15 protein-coding genes are annotated in these 19,411 nt (G+C 68.4%); 4 read left to right on the top strand and 11 right to left on the bottom strand.

The features are described from left to right. Positions 1 to 101 precede the first annotated feature (101 nt). The 3 genes from JIM94_RS10280 to lepA all read right to left on the bottom strand — a co-directional run bounded on the left by JIM94_RS10280 (position 102) and on the right by lepA (position 3,884). Entirely contained in the window at positions 102 to 1,073 is a 972-nt protein-coding gene (locus tag JIM94_RS10280; protein ID WP_200250651.1) for a diacylglycerol kinase, read from the bottom strand. 188 nt (positions 1,074 to 1,261) lie between these two features. After that, positions 1,262 to 1,582: a hypothetical protein gene (locus tag JIM94_RS10275; protein ID WP_200250653.1), complete on the bottom strand. Its 321-nt coding sequence runs from the start codon at positions 1,580 to 1,582 to the stop codon at positions 1,262 to 1,264. Positions 1,583 to 2,036: 454 nt separating this feature from the next. Further along, positions 2,037 to 3,884 (bottom strand): translation elongation factor 4, encoded by a 1,848-nt coding sequence (gene lepA / locus JIM94_RS10270; RefSeq protein ID WP_200250663.1) that lies wholly within the window; start codon positions 3,882 to 3,884, stop codon positions 2,037 to 2,039. 216 nt (positions 3,885 to 4,100) lie between these two features. Between lepA and JIM94_RS10265 the strand changes: the two genes are divergently transcribed. Beyond that, positions 4,101 to 4,664, top strand: a complete 564-nt coding sequence (locus JIM94_RS10265) for a type II toxin-antitoxin system PemK/MazF family toxin (protein ID WP_248085893.1) — start codon at positions 4,101 to 4,103, stop codon at positions 4,662 to 4,664. A 210-nt stretch (positions 4,665 to 4,874) separates the two neighbouring features. Further along, positions 4,875 to 5,138 (top strand): 30S ribosomal protein S20, encoded by a 264-nt coding sequence (rpsT, locus tag JIM94_RS10260; RefSeq protein WP_200250665.1) that lies wholly within the window; start codon positions 4,875 to 4,877, stop codon positions 5,136 to 5,138. Positions 5,139 to 5,254: 116 nt separating this feature from the next. Here the strand turns inward: rpsT and holA are convergent, their stop codons facing one another. From holA to JIM94_RS10220, 8 genes are all read right to left on the bottom strand, one after another. Continuing rightward, positions 5,255 to 6,229 (bottom strand): DNA polymerase III subunit delta, encoded by a 975-nt coding sequence (gene holA / locus JIM94_RS10255; protein ID WP_200250675.1) that lies wholly within the window; start codon positions 6,227 to 6,229, stop codon positions 5,255 to 5,257. Between the two features lie 62 nt (positions 6,230 to 6,291). After that, positions 6,292 to 7,701 (bottom strand): ComEC/Rec2 family competence protein, encoded by a 1,410-nt coding sequence (locus JIM94_RS10250; RefSeq protein ID WP_200250676.1) that lies wholly within the window; start codon positions 7,699 to 7,701, stop codon positions 6,292 to 6,294. After that, the gene (locus JIM94_RS10245) at positions 7,698 to 8,360 is read right to left on the bottom strand and encodes a ComEA family DNA-binding protein (RefSeq protein ID WP_200250679.1); all 663 of its coding nucleotides are present in this window, start codon (positions 8,358 to 8,360) and stop codon (positions 7,698 to 7,700) included. Before JIM94_RS10245 ends, JIM94_RS10250 begins: the two co-directional genes overlap by 4 nt. Positions 8,361 to 8,438: 78 nt before the next feature. Next, positions 8,439 to 9,272, bottom strand: a complete 834-nt coding sequence (locus JIM94_RS10240) for a DegV family protein (RefSeq protein WP_200250683.1) — start codon at positions 9,270 to 9,272, stop codon at positions 8,439 to 8,441. 88 nt (positions 9,273 to 9,360) lie between these two features. Beyond that, entirely contained in the window at positions 9,361 to 10,071 is a 711-nt protein-coding gene (locus JIM94_RS10235) for a histidine phosphatase family protein (RefSeq protein WP_200250685.1), read from the bottom strand. Beyond that, complete coding sequence (rsfS, locus tag JIM94_RS10230) at positions 10,068 to 10,535, bottom strand: ribosome silencing factor (RefSeq protein ID WP_200250696.1); 468 nt, start codon at positions 10,533 to 10,535, stop codon at positions 10,068 to 10,070. Before rsfS ends, JIM94_RS10235 begins: the two co-directional genes overlap by 4 nt. A gap of 226 nt (positions 10,536 to 10,761) precedes the next feature. Continuing rightward, on the bottom strand, positions 10,762 to 11,367 hold the full coding sequence (nadD, locus tag JIM94_RS10225) for a nicotinate-nucleotide adenylyltransferase (RefSeq protein ID WP_234039045.1): 606 nt from the start codon (positions 11,365 to 11,367) through the stop codon (positions 10,762 to 10,764). Between the two features lie 130 nt (positions 11,368 to 11,497). Further along, complete coding sequence (locus JIM94_RS10220) at positions 11,498 to 12,802, bottom strand: glutamate-5-semialdehyde dehydrogenase (RefSeq protein ID WP_200250701.1); 1,305 nt, start codon at positions 12,800 to 12,802, stop codon at positions 11,498 to 11,500. A 223-nt stretch (positions 12,803 to 13,025) separates the two neighbouring features. Between JIM94_RS10220 and JIM94_RS10215 the strand changes: the two genes are divergently transcribed. Both JIM94_RS10215 and JIM94_RS10210 read left to right on the top strand, forming a co-directional pair. Next, positions 13,026 to 15,995: a PD-(D/E)XK nuclease family protein gene (locus JIM94_RS10215; RefSeq protein ID WP_200250711.1), complete on the top strand. Its 2,970-nt coding sequence runs from the start codon at positions 13,026 to 13,028 to the stop codon at positions 15,993 to 15,995. Between the two features lie 5 nt (positions 15,996 to 16,000). Then, complete coding sequence (locus tag JIM94_RS10210; protein WP_200250720.1) at positions 16,001 to 19,393, top strand: UvrD-helicase domain-containing protein; 3,393 nt, start codon at positions 16,001 to 16,003, stop codon at positions 19,391 to 19,393. Positions 19,394 to 19,411 lie beyond the last annotated feature (18 nt).

The raw sequence follows: 19,411 nt of genomic DNA, 5'->3' as shown, positions 1-19,411 counted from the left end.
CGACGGGAAAGAAAAACGGCACGGCACCGGCGACGGATCGCCGCCCGGAACCCCGGGCACGGAGGACACACGACCGGGGCACCGGCGGAACGCGGGTCGGGTCACGGTGCGGGAACGATGAAGCGTCCCGCAGCGGGGACGGCCTCCACGGTGACCGGCAGAGTGGTCATCCGTTCACCGTCCGCGTAGGCGTCGACCCCGTAGACCCACACCTTCGCGGAGCGCACACGGTAACTGTGCACCTCCGGCAGCTCCACATGGGTCCCCTTCACGATCTTCGTCATGCAGGAGGCGAACCGGATCCGACTCACCGGGTCGACCAGTGTCACGTCGAGCAGGCCGTCGCGGTGGTTCGCGTAGGGGCACACGGGCAGTCCCCCACCGTAGGTACGGGTGTTTCCGAAGGCGGCGAGAACCGCCGATCCCCGGAGTTCCAGGGAGGACCCCGCGACCACACCGGGTTCACCGGGTAGCGGGGTCCTCCCGCACAGCTCCATGGAGAAGGCCAGGGGCCGTAGATTGGCGAATTCCGCGGCGATCGCGAGGTTGTAGCGCGCCGATCCGTGTGGCCAGGTCATCCGGTTCGCACGGTCACTCACCAGGGAGTCGAACCCGGCCGTCATGACGGTGTCGAACCAGCTGGAGTTCCCCTCCCGATCCGTGATCCGGCCCAGGTCGGTCGTCACCGCGAAACCCGCAGCGATCACCTCCGCGGCCGCTTCCGGGCTCGTCCGTGGAAGGTCATACTCGCGCGCGTGATCGTTGCCGGTCCCGGCGGGAATCACGCCGACCGGGACCGACCGCTGCGCGGTCTCCTGGAGGACGAGGTTGAGCATGCCGTCACCACCGCACACGACGATCGCGTCGAACCGCCCGGACTCCACGGCCTCCCTGGCCAGCCTCCGGGAATCGGCGGTGGTACGCCCCTGAAAGGTGAGAACATCGACACCGCAGTCACGGAACGCCGCCATGGCACGTTCCGTCGAATGCCGGGCACGCCCGTGTCCACTGTCCGGATTCGTGAGCATGGCGACGGCTCCGACATCGGTGAAACCCATCGGGTAGTCGGTCATGGGGCCGCTTTCGGGAGTTGTGCCTGTGGATTCACTGACGGAAAGGGACACCGGAGGAACACGGTACGTCCGCCACCGGTGGTCGTCAGCCTGGACACACCGATCTTGTCACAGCGCGGCGGACACCCTCACCGGGGACCCCGGAAACCCCCACCGGCTTCGACACCGTCCCGGGAGGGCGACACCCCTCAGACCCGCACGGAGAGCTGCGAGTAGATGCTCGCGGCCAGCCGGGTCATCTCGAAGGAGTACACCGCGATGATGAGTGTGAACAGCGCCTTCACGCTGTCACCGAAAACGAACAGGTCCCCGCCCCGGGACCACTGGTAGCAGAGGAGAGAGATCACGAGCGTGAGTGCGTAGACCCCGATCGCGAACACCCTGTTCCACTCATGGATCAGGGTGTCCTTGTCCCCCTCCGGGATCTCCCGCCAGACGCGTTCGGTGACCAGCCAGAAGTAGAAGATGAAGGCGGAGGGCACGGCCATCAGGTTGATCACCAGAAACATCAACGGCAGTACCCCGCTCCCCCCCACCGATGAACAGTCCCGCCGGAATCAGACCGACGGCGAGAACGAGGATCAGGAACGGGAACAGCGTCGTCACGACCAGCGGAATGAGTGAGCGGCTGAAATCCGAGTAGGTGATGGTGCGGACGAGCAGATGCCGGTGTTCGGTCGACCGGCCGCACGGTGCCGGGTCCGGGCTCTTCGCCCGGAACCTGCGGAACGTGATCACCGCGACGACCAGCACCGCGAGTTCGATCACGGCCATGATCTCCACGGGAAAGCCCTGGAGGAAATCCAGGACCCGCTCGATGATCACCGGAACACTGTTGACTTCCATCTCTCCGCCCGACGTCCCCTCGTGTGTGTCGTGAAACAGGCCGGGGGAACCTTAGCGCCGTTTCCTGGCAGCGGGCTGTGTGCCGCCGGCAGGGCCGCCGACGGCACCCGTCGGGAGCTATCCCTCGTCGGTCGAGAGCGCCGCGACGAAGGCCTCCTGCGGCACGGAGACGGAACCGATGTTCTTCATCCGCTTCTTGCCCTCCTTCTGCTTCTCCAGGAGCTTGCGCTTGCGGGAGATGTCGCCGCCGTAGCACTTCGCGAGGACGTCCTTGCGCAGGGCGCGGATGTTCTCGCGGGCGATGATCTTCGACCCGATGGCCGCCTGGATCGGCACCTCGAACTGCTGGCGCGGGATGAGGTCCTTGAGTTTCACGGTCATCTTGTTGCCGTACCACTGGGCGTTGTCGCGGTGCACGATGGCGCTGAACGCGTCGACGGGTTCCCCCTGGAGGAGGATGTCGACCTTGACCAGATCGGACTCCTGCTCCCCGGCCTCCTCGTAGTTGAGGGAGGCGTAGCCGCGTGTGCGGGACTTCAGCATGTCGAAGAAGTCGAAGATGATCTCGCCGAGCGGCATCACGTAGCGGAGTTCGACGCGGTCCTCGGAGAGGTAGTCCATGCCGCCCATCTGTCCACGCTTGGCCTGGCACAGTTCCATGGTGGTTCCGACGAACTCGGCGGGGACGATGACCGTCATCTTGACGATGGGTTCCCAGACCTCCTTCGGCTTGCCGCCGGGCCAGTCGGACGGGTTGTGCACGGTCATCTCCTCACCGGATTCGGTGACCACGCGGTAGCTCACCGACGGCGCGGTGGAGATGAGGTCGAGGTCGAACTCGCGTTGCAGCCGGTCGCGGGTGATCTCCATGTGGAGCAGCCCGAGGAAGCCGCAGCGGAAACCGAACCCCAGGGCGACGGAGGTCTCGGGTTCGTACACGAGAGCGGCGTCGTTGAGCTGGAGTTTGTCCAGCGCGTCGCGGAGGTCCGGGTACTGGGCCTGGGAGATGGGGAACAGCCCGGAGTAGACCATCGGGTTGGGTTCCGCGTAGCCCTTGAGGGGTTCCTCCGCGCCCTTGCTCGCCCAGGTGATGGTGTCGCCGACCTTGGACTGGCGGACGTCCTTCACGCCGGTGATGAGGTAGCCGACCTCGCCGGGGCCGAGCCCGACGCACTTCTTCGGGGTGGGGCTGACGATGCCGATCTCGAGGAGTTCGTGGGTCGCCCCGGTGGACATCATCCTGATCTTCTGGCGGGGTTCGAGGGTGCCGTCGACCATGCGGATGTAGGTGACGACGCCACGGTAGGTGTCGTAGACGGAGTCGAAGATCATGGCGCGCGCGGGCGCGTCGGCCCCCTTGTCGGAGCTCGGCGGCGGGACGAGTTCACAGATGCGGTCGAGCAGCTCCGGAACGCCCTCACCGGTCTTGCCGGACACCCGGAGGACGTCCTCGGGTTCACAGCCGATGATGTGGCCGATCTCCTCGGCGAACTTGTCGGGGTCGGCGGCGGGGAGATCGATCTTGTTCAGGACGGGGATGATCTCGAGGTCGTTCTCCATGGCGAGGTACAGGTTCGCCAGGGTCTGCGCCTCGATTCCCTGGGCGGCGTCGACGAGCAGGACAGCGCCTTCACAGGCGTCGAGTGCGCGGGAGACCTCGTAGGTGAAGTCGACGTGGCCGGGGGTGTCGATGAGGTGCATGACGATCTCCTCACCCTCGTGCGCCCCGGAGCGCGGCACCCACGGCAGGCGCACGTTCTGCGCCTTGATGGTGATGCCGCGTTCGCGCTCGATGTCCATGTTGTCCAGGTACTGGTCACGCATGTCACGCGCCTCGACCACGCCGGTCAGCCCCAGGATCCGGTCCGCGAGGGTGGACTTCCCGTGGTCGATGTGGGCGATGATGCAGAAGTTACGGATCTGCCTGGGGTCTGTGTACGTAGCTTCGGCAAAATTGGCGGCCATGTGTGTGACGGTCCCTTCCTGGTTGGAGCTCTCCTGACACTACCCGACCGGACACCCGTATCTCACGCCTGTCGACGCCACCCCCTCCCGCATGTCCCGGTCCCGTCCCGACCGGACGGGCCGAGGGGACACGGTGGGGGCGGGGTGGACGGTTCCCCGTTCGTTCCCGGCCGATACCTGCCCCCGGCGCGGCGGGAGCGACTAGGCTGATGTGCTGTGGACGATGACAGGCGACGTGGGGAGAGCTGGTTTCACCGTGCCCTGACGTCGGTGCTCGGTCGCGGGGACAGTCCCCTCGACCAGGGGCTCGAGGTGATCAATGACCGTCTGGGGTTGAATCCGGCGGGTCAGGCACCGACACACCGTGCGACCAAGTCGGCGACGACGTACGCGACCCAGCCGACGGCCTCCATGTCACGCAGCATCTACTACGCGCCGGACATGGACGGCCAGGCTGATCCGGGTGAGGTCGTGTGGATCTGGGTGGACACCGACGGCCCGGGGTCTCCGGCACGGGAGCGGGCGATCATCGTCATCGGCCGGTCCAGACAGCACATGCTGGGGCTCGTGATCTCCCCCAACCCGGAACACGCCGAGGAGGACAACTGGCTCGGCATCGGTTCCGGCCCGTGGGATGAGTCGGGGCGGCAGTGCTGGGTGCGGATGGACAAGGTCCTGGAGATTCCGGAGGTCGGGATCCGCAGGCAGGGGGCGGTGATCCCCCGGCACCGGTTCGAGCGGATAGCGAACCGGCTGCGCGGCAGCTACGGCTGGGGTTGACACCGCACCGGTGTTTGGCTGGTTCACCGGAGGCTGATACTCTGTCAAGCTGTTATTCACTTTCCGGGCGTGGGTGTCGGAGCGGTCAGGACCTTGGGTCCGCTCAGGAGAATGCACCCACCGCGACCGTGACCCGCAGGGGTCACCGGTCTGGACGGATCCGGCCGGTGGTTTCATCACACCCGACCACGAGTTCAAGAGGTATTTTCAATGGCTAACATCAAGTCCCAGATCAAGCGCATCCGCACCAACGAGGAGCGCCGCCAGCGTAACCAGCACGTGCGTTCCGCGGTCCGCACCGAGATCCGCAAGTTCCGTGCGCTGGTCGAGGAAGGCAAGAAGGACGACGCCGCCGCCCAGCTGCGCGTCGCCTCCCGCGCCCTGGACAAGGCCGTCACCAAGGGCGTGTTCCACCGGAACAACGCCGCCAACAAGAAGTCCAACATGGCGTCCGCGCTGAACAAGATGGACTAGTTCCACCTTTCCCGCGTCATCACCGCCCGCTCATGCAGGTGGGGCGCGGGACACGGGAACCCCCCTTTCCGGTTGTCACCGGGAGGGGGCTTTTTCATGTCCGTGCTCCGGGGGATCTACCCGGCGAGTTCGGCTATCCTCCGCACCGCGTGCTCGATGGCGTAGCCGTCGTCGGCGGCCTGCCCCTTCACCGCCGCGTCGAGGTCCGCGACGACGATCACGGCCTCGGACACGGCCTCCCCGTTCCACGTTCGCGCCAGCCGCGCGGTCTTCTCCACCTTCCACGGCGGCATCCCGACGACCCGGGCCAGACCGTTGGCGTCGATTCTGCCCCGGGTGGAGTACAGGCGGGCGATGGATCCGACGGTCGTCGACAGGGCGGCGGCGAGCATCACGGGCGACAGCCCCAGTTGGAGGGCACGGCGGGTGGAGGCGACGGCGCGTTGCACCTGCCCGGAACAGGCGAGATCCGCGATGTCGAAACCGGATACCTCGGCGACGCCGACGTAGTACTCGCGGACCTTCGCCTCGGTGACCTCTCCCCCGGTGTCGGCGACGAGCTGGCTCACCGCACTGGCGAGTTCCCGCAGATCGGAGCCCACCCCCTCGAGGAGTGCGCGGGTGACGTCGGAGGTCACCCGCACCCCGTGGTTCCGGAACTCCTGGTTGACGAAGGCGGGCCGTTCACTCGGCTTGACCCTGTCGGCACGGTGCACCTCAGCGAGTTTCGACAGTTTCGGCACCATCGCCTTCGTCCGTCCGGCACCGGTGTGCAGGATGATGAGGTAGATGCCGGGTGCGGGGTTCTTCGCCGAGGAGAGGACGAGGTCGGTGGCGTCCTTCCCCGCGTCCTGGGTGCCGGTGAGGATGATGACGCGGTCCTCACCGAACAGGGAGGGGCTGAGGAGTTCGGCGAGTTCATTGGCGTTGACGTCGCCGGCCCGCATGGTGGTGACGGGGAGTTCGGTGCCGTCGGGGAGGGAATCCCGGACGGCGGTGGTGACCGCGATGCGGGCCCGCTCGGCGAGGAACTCCTCCTCACCGAGGATCAGGTGCACGGGGGCGGGGGGTGACGGTTTCACGTGTTCCATCGTGCCACAGGCACCGGTGGGGACCGGGACGGGCGTGGCACCACGGAGGAACGCGGTCGACGTCACCGCCGTTGCCGCGGTGGACGTGAGGCCGGGATCAGCCAGACCACCCAGCAGCAGCCGAGGGTCACCCAGGCGACACCGAGCCACCCGTCCGCCACCGGGACCGTGGACAGGGGCAGGGCGGACAGAACCCGGGCGACTCCCGTGATCCAGCTGGCGCAGGGTTCGAGGAGCAGCAGCAGCGGCCCGGCGAGGGCGGCCCCGGGGCCGGGGAGTGCGGCGAGCAGTGCCGCGCCGAGTCCGATGACGGTCACCGGGGCGACGGCCGGGGCGACGAGGACGTTCGCGGCGACCGAGACCAGGGAGATCTTCCCGGCCATGAGTGCGATGATCGGCATCGTCACGATGTCTGCGGCGACGGCCACGGACAGTGCGCGGACGACGACCGCCGGCCAGCCTGTCGCCGCGAGGGGGCGGTGGAACAGCGGGTGCAGCATGATGATGCCTCCGGTGGCTGCGACGGACAGCGCGAACCCGTAGGACACCGCGAGGTCACTGCGCCACCACAGGAGAATGATGACCGCGAGGTTCAGGGCGTGCACCGGTTCGGCGCGGGTCGACGCGAGAACCGCGACGAGTCCGACGGTGCCGGTAACCGCGGCGCGCAGCACGCTCGGTTCCGTGCCGACGAGCCCGACGAAGGCGACGAGGGTCACCCCGGCGCAGCTGACCTGGACACGGGGGCCGAGGGTGAGCGCGCGGGCGAGGAGGACCGCTGCGGTGGTGGCGACGGCGACGTTGGATCCGCTGACCGCCGAGAGGTGCGAGAGCCCGGTGTCGAGGTACATCCGGCGCTGCTCCACGGACTGTCCGTCGGTGTCCCCCAGCACCATTCCCCGGACGAGGCCCGCCGATTCCGGGTCCATCCAGCGGGAGGTCGAGCGGACGAACGCGTCCCGGACGTGCGCGGCGAACCACGCCGGGCCGGAGGGGCCCTCCAGTTCCACGAGGGAACGCGCGTTGAGAACGACGGTGCCCGTTCCCGGCCGGTCGGCGGCGCCGACCACGGCGTCGACCCGTACCGTTGAACCGACGACGGCCGGGGGTCTCTCGTGTCCGCGGAGGAAAACGGGTACGTCGGCCGGATAGCCGGGGAGCCTGAGGCGCAGCAGCCACGTCCCGTCCGCGATCTCCGTGGGACCGGTGACGACCCGTCCGTCCGACACCGTTCTCCGCACCGTCGTGAGACGGTGCTGGTCGGCGGCCCTCACGCGGATCCAGGTGGTGATCACCGCAAACGCACCGCAGCCCGTGACCAGGAGAGCCTGGCCGGGGGCACGGCACAGTACCGCGGCCCCCGCGCCCGCGATGACGGGTATGACGCCCGGCCATCCCGATCTGGTCACCAGAACCACGGCGACGGCCACCCACACGGCAACGGCGGACGGCAGGAGCCGCAACTCGGTCACAGGGTGACCAGCCCCTCGAGCCGGGCGAGCTTCGCGGGCCCGATACCCGGCACCGCGACGAGATCCCCGACAGCGGAGAATCCGCCGTGCTCCGCCCGGTGGGTGATGATCGCGGCACTGGTGGCGGCACCGATCCCGGGCAGGGACTCCAGTTGTTCCGCCGTCGCCGAGTTCAGGGACACCGGGGTATCCGCCGCACCGGGACCCGATGCGAGGGGCGATTCACCGGGCAGGGGAACCGTCAGCTGCATGCCGTCGACGAGACGGGCGGCCAGATTGATGTTCCGGGTGTCCGCACCGGGCAGCACCCCCGCCACGGTCAATGCGTCGGCGGCGCGGCTGTCGGCGGGAAGTTCGTGGAGGCCGGGACGCTCCACGGCCCCCACCACGGAGACCACCATCGTCTCCGCCACCGGGTCCCGGAGTGGAGTCTCTCCGGTGGACGTGGACGCCGCCACGGCGATGACCGGGGCTGAGGCGGGGTCAGGGGCCCGGAACATCAGCCAGCCGAGGAGGAGAACCCCCGTCGCGGCGAGCGCGAGGACCCCCTGTCTCAGCGTGACCTGTAGCCGGGGGCGGGGAAACGCGACGTCCAGGAGGTCCTCCTCACCGGTGGGGCGGGAGAGTTCGGCGAGTCTGTCGATGATCCGCTGGCGCATACCGGGGGAATGTACGCCGCACCGGTCCCCCTCCGACGCCGGTGCCGGGCGCGATGTGCATGAACCGGGATCCCGCAGCTAGTCGCCTGTGGAGATCCCGTCGGCGAGTTCGGCTGCGTCCGCCGAGTGGACCATGGACACGGCGACCGCGCCGGGACCGGAGTGGACCGCGAGCACCGGGTCCATGTCGACCAGCATCAGCGTCGATCCCTCGGGCAGTCGATCCGTGAGCATCTGCACCAGTGCCCGGGCGGCTTCCCGCGCCTCATGCTGCTGCACCGCGGCGAACACCGGTGTGTCGCCGACATCGTGGCAGGAGAGCTCGACGAGTTTCGCCAGCCCCTTCGACTGGGTGCGGGTCTTGGCCAGAATCTCCAGCCGACCGTCCCGCAGATGCAGGATGGGCCGGTTCGCCAGTCCCGTCGGCACGGTGGAGATCAGTTGTGTCGCGGCCGACAACCGGCCGGAACGGCGCAGTTCGTCCATCCGGTGCACGTACAGCCACATGTCACCACGGTCGAGGACGTCGACGGCCGCGTCGTAGCAGGTCTCGAGGTCCGCGCCGTCCTGTGCCAGCCGCGCCGCGGCCATGACCGCCGCTCCGACCCCCATGCCCATGGAGGAGGTGTCCACGACCCGGACGAGATCATCCTCGAAGACGGCCGCGGCGGTCACGGCGTTCGACCAGGTGGAGGACAGTTCCTTGGACAGGTGAAGAGCGAGCACACCGTCGTCACCGCCGCGTTCCAGCTGCCGCGCGTAGACCGCCACCAGTTCCAGGGCGGACAGCCCCGAGGTCGAACGGTCTCTCCCGTTGCGCATCACGTGCAGGTCGATGACGGTGATGTCGAGGTCATCAACGACGGCGTCGGGTAGACAGGCCGCGGAATCCGTGACGACGCGTACGGGCATGGGGCTGCGGACTCCTCACGGTGAAGGTTCAGGTTTTTTGTTCACCTAAACGTAGCACCGGACGAGTTCCGGACCCGAAATGAGGGGCTCAGTCCCTCGGGTAGGTCACTCCCGCGTTCCAGACGTCGAGGTACCAGCGGGCACGCGTGACGTTGTCCGGGGTGAAGATGGCCTCGGGCATGATCCGCCCGGTGTCGCCGAGGACGTCACGGCTCCCCGGGTAGAACGGCGGACGGGCGGTCAGTTTCGCCCAGTGACAGTTGTCCGGCCCGTTCAGTATCGGCAGTTGCTCGGGGGCGATGTTGAGCAGCGACGCGGTCAGAGCCTTCAGTGTGCCGCCGTGGGCGACGAGCAGCACCGCACCGGAATCCCAGTCGTCGTACGTGCGCATCAGCTCGTCGACGACCTCGCGGGCGCGGGCCCCGACCTCCAGGTGGGTCTCGCCCCCGGGCGGGGCCCAGTTCACGTCACGGCGCCAGATGGCCCGGGCACCGGGGTGCGCGGCATCGACCTCGACGCTGGTCTTCTCCTGCCACTCCCCCAGATCCGTCTCCCGGAGACGTCGGTCCGTCTCGACGGGCAGACCGAGTGCCTCGGCGAACGGCGTCGCCGTGTCATGGGCGCGGGTCAGATCCGAGGACAGGACCCGGGTGATCCCGAAGGAACGCAGCGGCTCGACCACGGCCCGCGCCTGGGCGTGACCGATGTCGGACAGCCGGGAGTCATAGTGCCCCTGCATCCGGCCGGTCGCGTTGTAGTCGGTCTGCCCGTGCCGGAGCAGGACCAGTCGACGGGTCACAGTTCGTTCGCGTCAGGTTCCTCGGACGCGAGCGGGATCTCGTCGATGGAATCGACGTTGCGGACATCGACGTCATTCGACCAGGTCTCGGGGCGTTCCGGGGTCTCGATACCCTCGACCTCGATGAAGGGGCAGTCGCGCCAGAGGCGGTCCAGGCCGTAGAACTCCCGTTCCTCGGTCCGCTGGACGTGGACGACGATCTCGCCGTAGTCGAGGAGCGCCCAGCGGCCCTCGCGGACGCCCTCACGGCGGATCGGTTTCGCCCCGACCTCGCGGAGCTTCTCCTCAACCTCGTCGACGATGGCTCCGACCTGGCGGTCCGTCGCCGCCGAGGCGATGACGAAACAGTCGGTGATGATGAGCTGACCGGACACGTCGATGACGGCGATCTCTTCAGCGAGCTTCTCTGACGCGGCCAGTGCGGCGACGGTGGCGAGCTTGATGGAGGCGGTGGTTGCAGGCACAGGTTCTCTTCCGTGGGATTCTTCGTACTTCTCGTGTGCACCCGTGTCGGACCGTACCCGGGGAACGGGCCGACTGTCGCGGTGATCATCGGTCGATCGTCACCGGATGCACACTCTCGGGTTCAAGTGTCCCACGGTTTGCCCGTTACGGCACATTCCCCCGTGGTCACCGGAGTGGGGGACGCCACTCGACCGCACCCCCGGTGTCGCCTCCGGGCGAGCGGCCTCAGGGCGTGGGGTCGAGTGCCCCGTTCGCACCACCCGGCCGGTAGAGCTGGCGTTTCGCGATGTACTGGACGATTCCGTCGGGGACCAGATACCAGAGGGGCCTTCCCTGCGCGGCACGCGCACGGCAGTCCGTCGAGGAGATGGACATGGCGGGGATCTCGATCAGGGACAGACGTTTCCGGTGGACCTCCGGGAGGATGTCGTCGTCGAGTTCGTACCCGGGGCGGGTCACCCCCACGAACTCCGCCAGGGAGAACATCTCCTCCCAGTCCCGCCACGTGACGATCTTCGCCAGGGCATCGGCACCGGTGATGAAGAACAGTTCCGCCGTGGGGAACTGCCTGCGCAGGTCCCGCAGCGTGTCCACGGTGTAGGTCGCTCCCCCCCGGTCGATGTCGACCCGGGAGACGGTGAAACGGGGATTCGAGGCCGTCGCGATGACCGTCATCAGGTACCGGTCCTCCGCCTCACTGACCTCCCGACCGGCCTTCTGCCAGGGCTGCCCCGTGGGGACGTACACCACCAGATCGAGGTTGTGCAGATCAGCGACCTCACTGCCGGCCACGAGGTGCCCGTTGTGGATCGGGTCGAAGGTCCCGCCCATGATCCCTATTCTCCGGGGCTCGGACGGGACGGCGGCACCGGGTCGTGGGTCGCCCTGCTTCGCGGAGGTCGTCATGGCCGCAGATTCTACCTGCGGTACACCGGACCGGCCCGTTCCGGTGCACCGTGACTCAGGGGCGGGTCTGTCCGTCGCCGGTGAGCACCCACTTCGTGGTGGTGAGCTCGGGCAGCGCCATCGGCCCACGCGCGTGCAGCTTCTGGGTGGAGATGCCTATCTCCGCTCCGAAACCGTACTGTTCCCCGTCGGTGAACGCGGTCGAGGCGTTGACCATCACCGCCGCGGAGTCCACTCCCGCGACGAAGGCGTCGGCCGCCCGGATACTCGTGGTGACGATGGCGTCGGTGTGTCCCGACGACCAGCGTGCGATGTGCTCCACCGCTCCGTCGACACCGTCGACCACCCCGACGGCGATGTCCATGGACAGGTACTCGTCCGACCAGTCGGCGTCGGTCGCGGCCTCGACCTCCGCGGCACCGAACGCGGCGAGGGTCTCCACGTCACCGTGGATCCGGACGCCGGCCTGCTGCAACGCCTCCACGACACGCAGTTTGTCGGCGTCGGGGAGTGCGGCGTCGAGAAGCACCGTCTCCGTCGCGTTGCAGACGCTCGGGCGCCGGGTCTTGCCGTTGATGACGATGGCGATGGCCTGATCCAGGTCCACCGCGCCGTCGATGTAGACGTGGCAGTTGCCGGTACCGGTCTCGATCGCGGGAACGGTGGCGCCGGTGACCACGGCCTCGATCAGACCGGCGCCACCACGCGGGATCACGAGGTCGACCAGACCACGGGCGGTGATGAGGTCCTGCACACTGTCATGGGTCTCGCACGGCAGGAGCTGCACCGCGGCGGACGGAAGCCCCTGCCGCGAGAGGACGTCCTGCAGCACGGCGACGAGTGCGGTGTTGGAGTGGCGGGCGGACCGCGACCCGCGCAGGAGCGCGACGTTGCCGGACTTCAGGGCGAGGCCGAAGGCGTCGACGGTGACGTTGGGGCGCGCCTCGTAGACCATGCCCATCACCCCGAGCGGCACCCGGACCTGACGCATCCGGATACCGTTCGGCAGCGTCTTTCCCCCGGTGACGTCCCCCACCGGATCCGGGAGGGCGGCGACCTGCCGCAGACCGCCCGCCATCCCGGCGATCCGGCCCTCATCGAGGGAGAGCCGGTCGATCAGGGAGTCACTCATCCCCGCGTCGCGCCCGGCGGCGATGTCGCGTGCGTTCGCCTCCAGGATCTCATCCGCGCGTTCCACCAGCGCCTCGGCCGCGGCCAGCAGAACGGCGTTCTTGGTGTCCGTCGTCGCCTGCGCGACCGTCCGTGAGGCGTCCTTCGCGGCACGGGCCCTGGCCAGGACCTCCTCCCGTTCCTTCTCTCGGGCGGAGGAGATCGTGTCGGTGTTCTCAGCGGGGTTCATGCCGCCGAATCTTAGCAGCGCAGAATCATCCGCGGGGCGCTTCAGCACAGGTCCGGGGCGCGAACCTCCCCTTGGGTTCAGCCGGACACCCCACACGCAACAGAACCTGTGTTCGATTCCCGAGGGTGGTGTCCCGCAGCCAATTAAGCTGTCCGGTAACGAGCAGTCCCCGCCCCGTCACCTCCGGTGCAGATCCCGGTGGTGCGACGACAAGGATCCCCGCATGAGTGCAGACACCGTCGCAGTCCAACTGGCCGCAGCCATCGCCGAGGTCCGCCGCACCGATCGCCTCCGGCCGGTCACGATCCTCTGTGGACCGACAGCCCGTGGCGACGTCCTGGAGCAGCTCACGTCCACCGGCACTCTCCTCGGAGTCACCGTCACCTCGTGCGCCGGGTACATACTCGGTCGCTCGGTCGAGGTGACGGAGCGTCGTGACGGCCGTGTCCTCCTCGACCGTTCCCGCATCACCGGCTCGGTCATGCGGCTGCTCACCGACACGGACACGGAGTTCACCAGGTACGGCACCGCCGACCAGCCTGCGACGAGGAGCGCACTGGTGTCCATCGTCACCGAGCTGCTCTCCCTGCCCGGGCATCTCCGGGACCGGACGGAGGGGCGGCTCCTCCCCGGCGCGTGCCTCGACGTGGCGCGTCGCGTCCGTGCCCTGAATCCCGACTGTTTCACCTGGCACGACGCCTGCCTCCACGCTCTCACCCCGCCGCCCGACGACGCGGCGGTCATCGTCGTCGACGTCGTTCCCACGGACCCCACCCAACGGTGGTTCCTCGACGAACTGGACGCACTCCGAATCGACACCGTGGGGCAGTGCCCGACCGGGGAACGACCGGAACCCGTGGTGTGGTCCTGCAGCGACGAGAACGACGAGGTGATGCGGGCGGTCCGCCACATCAGGAAGCTCGTGGCGGAGGGAACACCGCCGCACCGGATCGCCTGCGGGTGGTGCAGCCCGGACTACGGGCCCCGACTCTCCGACGCACTGACCGGGGCCGCCGTCCCCTTCACCGGGTTCTCGGACCTGCGGTGGTCGGATGCCCCCGAGGTACGCGCACTGCTCCGCATCCTGGCACTCGATCCGCAGGTCCTGCCGCGCCGCGAACTGGCCGCGATTCTCGGCACCGGCGCAATCCGGCACCCGGTCGACGGTAAGCCGGTCCACCGGGACATCTTCGACCGGGTCACCCGACGCGCCGAGCGTTTCGATGTCCTCGCCGACTGGGAGAGACCGAGAGTCACGGACGTCGATTCCGGTGAGCCGGACGGGCACCCGGACACGGACAGAATGAGACGGTGGGTCCTCGCCCTCCGGGACGGCGTCACCGCACTGCGGGAAACAACGACCTGGGATCAGTTCACCGGCGCTCTCCGCGACCTCGTGGCCGCGCAGCTGCGCCCCGGAAAGGGGCCAGAGCGTGCGGCGGCACTCGCCGCGATCGACAGGGCCGTCGAGGGATTGTCCGGCATGACAGCGCAACTCCCCCGGTTCCGGATCGATCTCGCAACCGAGCTCCTGCGGACGTTCCTCGACGAACCCCAGCCTGTCGACGCACCGGTCAACGCGATATCGATCGGTGGAATCGACGATCTACCGGGGCGGATCCTCGATGCGGTCCTCATCCTCGGCGCCACGGAGAAGGCACTTCCCGGATCCGTGAACGAATCCAGCGCCATCACCTTCGCACAGCGTGGTCAGACACCGGAAGGTATCCAGGACACACGAATCGAGGTCTTTCACCGGGCATGCGCCACGGCCCCCGGGCACGCGGTCGTCAGCTACCCCCGCAGCCACTGCGACGGCTCCGGGGGAGTCGGCCGCTCCCGCCTCATCGACTCCACCCCGGCGGTGGTCTCCGGCGGACTCGTCGATGCTCTCTCCGGGGAGGACGTCGCGGTCCCCGCCGACCCTCGGGAACTGTTGCTGGCGCAGATACTCTCCGGCGCGGAACCCGACCCGACGATCCGTCGGGCCGCGGACATCATCGGGGCCAGGGAAACCGGTGCCGCAGCCGGGGAGCCTCTCAGCGAATACAACGGCTGGATCCCGGGGTTCACCACGGATCTGTTCCGGCGGGAGCTGTCGGCGACGGCGCTGGAGAGTTACCCGGAGTCCCCGCTGACGTTCCTCATCGAGCGGATCCTCGGTTGCCGGATCCTCGAGGACACTCCCCCGGACTCCGGCATCGACGCCCGCGACCGGGGAACCGTCTACCACCGGATATTCGAACTCTGGACCAGGGAGACCTGGCTGGACGCCACGCCGCGCCCGATCCTGCCCACGGACATCGACTGGGTGCGGGCCAGGTCCCGGCTGGACGACATCACCGACGAACAACTCGCCGCGATGGCCCCTGCATCGGGGGAAGGTGCGCGCTGGAGTCTCTTTCGTGCGGAGGTGCGCACCACGGTCGGCGCCTGGTTCGAGGAAGAACGGAGAGAGGCCCTCGAAGGGTGGGTGCCGGTCGGTGCGGAGCTCGCGTTCGGCGGCACGCACCGTGACGGGTCGACGGCCGCGCACCCCCTCGAGATCACCCTGCCCGGGGGGACGGTCCTGAAGTTCCGCGGCTCCGTTGACCGCCTGGATTACCACCCCGGACGTCGGGTTCTCCGCGTCACCGACTACAAGTCGGGAAAGCAGTCCCACTCCGGGAAGATCAGTCAGGCGTACCCCACCGGCGAGAAGATCCTCCGCCTGCAGCTCGCTCTCTACGGTGCGGCCGTCCGTGCCGCACTCGACGCGGCTCCGCTCTTTCCCGGGCTGAAGGTACCGGGGAGCCCCACCACGGGTGCACCACTCGTGGAACTCCCCGACATCGATCCACCGGGCATCGAATCCCGGTACCTGTTCTTCACCGACCACACACCCCGGGACTCGCCGCGCACATCAGCGATCACCGTCGACGACACCGTGCTGAAGCATCTGGAGTCGACCCTCCTGGCACTCCACGACCTGATCGGTTCCGGGGTGTTCCCACCCCAGAGCAGGAACGGAAACACGGGAAACATCCCGCGTCCGAACTACCTCCGTCTCGGCGCCGCGAACTACGACCGGGCGGCCGAGGCACTGACGCCGCGCGGCTTCAACCCGCTCCGGATCACCGCCGACGACCAGCCCCGGGACAACTCCGGCCCGCACACGACCACACCCGCCACCGCAGCCCCGAGGAAGCAGTGACCCCGATGACCACACCCACACTCCAGGACGACGCGGCACGGCGGACCATCACCACCGCAACCGGCGTCAACCTCTTCGTCGAGGCCGGCGCCGGATCGGGGAAGACCCACCTCCTCGTCCAGCGCCTCATCACCCTCATCGTCGAGGAAGGCGTCCCCGTCAACAACATCGCGGCGATCACCTTCACGGAGAAGGCCGCCGGTGAACTGGCGGAACGTCTCCGCACCGCACTGGAGTCCATCGCCGGGACGGGCGTGCACGATTCAGGGATCTCGGTCCGCTCCTTCACCGACACCGACACCGCACGCCGCAACGCCCGGGCCGCACTCGAACAACTCCCGGCCGCGGCCATCGAGACGCTGCACGCATTCTGCCTGCGCATCATCACCCTGCACCCGCTCGAGGCGGGGGTCCCGCCGATCATCAAGGTCGCATCCGACTTCACCGCTCTGGTCGCCTCCGACGATCTCGCCGCCGAATTTCTCGCCCTCTGCGACGACACGATCAGCGGAGCCGCACCGGACCTCACGGAGTTGCCGAACTGCCGCGTGGACGGAGAGCAGTTCGCCGAGAGCCTCACCGCACTCTCCGCACACGGGGACTGGTTGAACACGGTGCGGGACCGCATCCGGTGGATGGACGAGCACTGGGGTGATCTCGGCCCGACCATCGACGCTCCCCTCGTCCGGCCTGAACCGATCACCGCACGCGACGTCGACGACTACATCCGGCGTCTCCGCGAACTCCTCCGGAACTGCACGAACACCGAAGACAGGTTCGCCCTCACCGTGGCTTCCTGCCTCAACGACGCGGAGGAACTCCTCGCCCACGACGACCCTGCCCCCGAGTCACTGAAACCACCGTCATTCTCCCGCGGACGTGGCGGCCGGAAAGCCGACTGGGACATCCCCATCGATGACGCCAGGGACCGGTTCCAGGCCATCGGCGACGAGTGGACGGCCAGATACAATGCGGAACCCGCGTTCCACGTGACCGTTCTGCGACACGTCATGGCGTGCCATGTCCTCGCCACGGCGCAACGTCGGATCAACGGCGGCACCCTCGACTACCACGACCTGATCTACGTCGCCGACCGTCTGCTCACCCCGCCACCGGCGGGCGTCCGGGACACCGCGGCAGACACCCGCGGTGTCGTCCGAAACGAACTCCACCGGCGTTTCACGCATCTGTTGATCGACGAGTTCCAGGACACCGACCCGGCGCAACTCCGGATCATCACGGCGATCGCCGGTGACGGTGGAGATCCACGCCCGGGACGACTGTTCACGGTCGGTGACCCGAAACAGTCGATCTACCGTTTCCGGCGCGCCGACATCGATTCCTACCTCGCGGCACGTCAAGCCGCAGCCACCGGGCAGTCGGAACTCGTCGAACTCACCACGAACTTCCGTTCCTCCGCACCCGTCATCACCTGGGTCAACGACGTCTTCGGCGAACTGTTCACGGACGGTGACACCGCCGACGGCACCCGGCCCACCGTCCCCTTCGCGGAACTGAGTCCACGCCCCGACGCCCCCACCGGGAACTGTGGCGTCGTCGTGATGAACAACAACCGGGACAACGTCGACGAACTGACCCCCGGGGAAGCGGAGAACAGGGACATCGTCGCCGCCGTCCGTGCCGCACTCGCCGGCCAGTGGCTGCACCACCCGAGGGGAAAGGGACAGCAGGAACCGGTGCCCCTCCGACTGCGGGACATCGCGGTACTGGCCGTGACGCACAAGGCCGCCCGGGCGACGATGTCCGCGCTCCGGGACGCGGGGATCCCCCACATCAGTGAGAACTCATCCCTCGTCTACCGGGGCACCGAGATCGTCGACCTCCACACGGTGCTGCGGGCGATCGCCGACCCCGCGGACGAATTCACCGTCGCAGCGGCGCTGCGCACCAGTCTCCTCGGGTGCTCCGACAAAGATCTCGTCCGGTGGCGGGAGGACGGGAACCGCTTCTTCCCCCACCACCGCACCGACGACGGGGACAGCCCGACCGCTCCGTCACCGGTGGAGGCGGGCCTCGCCCTGCTCGGAGCACTCGCCACCGCAACCACCGGGGTTCCCGTCGGACGGGCCGTCGCCGCGACCATCGACGCGCTGAACATGGACGCCGTCGCCGCCGCAGTCCACCCCGACCCGACCCCGGCGCTCCACCGGATCCGGACCGTCCGGGACAACGCCCACGACTACGGCCGGGAGGTCGGCGGCGATCTCCGCGGCTACCTCGAATGGGCCGACACCCAGGCCGTCACCAGTTCCCGGATGGCGGAACCCGTCATCGACGACACCGGGGGTGACGTTGACGCGGTCCGGGTGCTCACCGTGCACGGCGCGAAGGGCCGCGAGTTCCCGATGGTGATCCTCGCCGGGCTCAGCGGACAGAAACCCAACCACACCCCCGACATCGGACTGAACCCGGATGAATCAGGGAGGGTGGCGATGCGCCTGAGTGCCACCTGCCCCGAACTCCGCACCCCGGACTGGGAAACCTGGTCGCGGAACGAGAAGACCGCGTCGGAGTCCGAGTGGATCCGCCTGCTCTACGTCGCGGCGACCCGCGCCGAATCAGTGCTCGTCGTCCCCGTGGAACCGAAGCTGACGAAGGCGGGGAAGGCGTACTCGAACTGTTACGGACACCTCCTGCACGAACTGCTCGACCCCGGGACGGTGACGTTCCCCCGCCTCGCGGACGTCGCTCCCGCCCCCTCCCCGGGAGGCACCTCCGCCCGCACCCCGGACGATCTCGTACGGAGGACCCGGGAGGTGGACGCCGCCGTGTCGGCCGCGACGAGCCGCCCCGGCAGGGCAGCCGTCACCGGACTCGCACACGGCGACCACGCTTTCACCGATCTCCCCGACGACTACCCGGCGACCACCGGATTCCGGCTCGCCGGGGCACCCGTGTCGAAGGACCACGGGACGGCGTTCGGGACAGCGGTGCACCGGGTCATGGAACGCGTCACCGAACACGGTGACGTCGGGGAACTCGCCGCCGGGGCCGCACGGCTCGGCGGACTCAGCGAGCGGGAGACGGCATCCGTCCGCGCAGCGGCGGAGAGTTTCCTCTCGTCACCGCTGATCCGACGCGCACTCGCCGGCGAACACCACCGCGAGCTGCCCGTCGCAGGGCGCGTCGGGGCCATGACCGTCGACGGTGTCGTCGACCTGATCTACCGCGACGACGACGGCTGGGTCATCCTCGACTACAAGACGGACGCCGGGCTCAGCGCCACCACCGTCGACGAGTACTTCCGGCAACTGGCGCTCTACGCACACCTCATCGGCGACCAACTGGGATCACCCGTGACCCGGCTGGAACTGGCGGTGGCCCGGAGGGGACAACCCGAGATCATCACCCGGCACAGGGCGGGCGCCACCGGGTGACGGATGAACCGCCTCCCG

This window comes from Corynebacterium pygosceleis, assembly GCF_016595275.2.
Classification (GTDB): Bacteria; Actinomycetota; Actinomycetes; order Mycobacteriales; family Mycobacteriaceae; genus Corynebacterium; species Corynebacterium pygosceleis.
The sequence above is the reverse complement of the archived record's forward strand: the minus strand, read 5'-3'. Positions and strand labels throughout refer to the sequence as shown.

Coding starts and splice junctions, on each gene's coding strand:
- rpsT (WP_200250665.1), top strand. CDS start 4,875: ATGGCTAACATCAAGTCCCAGATCAAGCGCATCCGCACCAACGAGGAG.
- JIM94_RS10275 (WP_200250653.1), bottom strand. CDS start 1,582: ATGTTTCTGGTGATCAACCTGATGGCCGTGCCCTCCGCCTTCATCTTC.
- JIM94_RS10215 (WP_200250711.1), top strand. CDS start 13,026: ATGAGTGCAGACACCGTCGCAGTCCAACTGGCCGCAGCCATCGCCGAG.
- holA (WP_200250675.1), bottom strand. CDS start 6,229: ATGGAACACGTGAAACCGTCACCCCCCGCCCCCGTGCACCTGATCCTC.
- JIM94_RS10220 (WP_200250701.1), bottom strand. CDS start 12,802: ATGAACCCCGCTGAGAACACCGACACGATCTCCTCCGCCCGAGAGAAG.
- JIM94_RS10280 (WP_200250651.1), bottom strand. CDS start 1,073: ATGACCGACTACCCGATGGGTTTCACCGATGTCGGAGCCGTCGCCATG.
- JIM94_RS10240 (WP_200250683.1), bottom strand. CDS start 9,272: ATGCCCGTACGCGTCGTCACGGATTCCGCGGCCTGTCTACCCGACGCC.
- lepA (WP_200250663.1), bottom strand. CDS start 3,884: ATGGCCGCCAATTTTGCCGAAGCTACGTACACAGACCCCAGGCAGATC.
- JIM94_RS10245 (WP_200250679.1), bottom strand. CDS start 8,360: ATGCGCCAGCGGATCATCGACAGACTCGCCGAACTCTCCCGCCCCACC.
- JIM94_RS10210 (WP_200250720.1), top strand. CDS start 16,001: ATGACCACACCCACACTCCAGGACGACGCGGCACGGCGGACCATCACC.
- nadD (WP_234039045.1), bottom strand. CDS start 11,367: ATGGGCGGGACCTTCGACCCGATCCACAACGGGCACCTCGTGGCCGGC.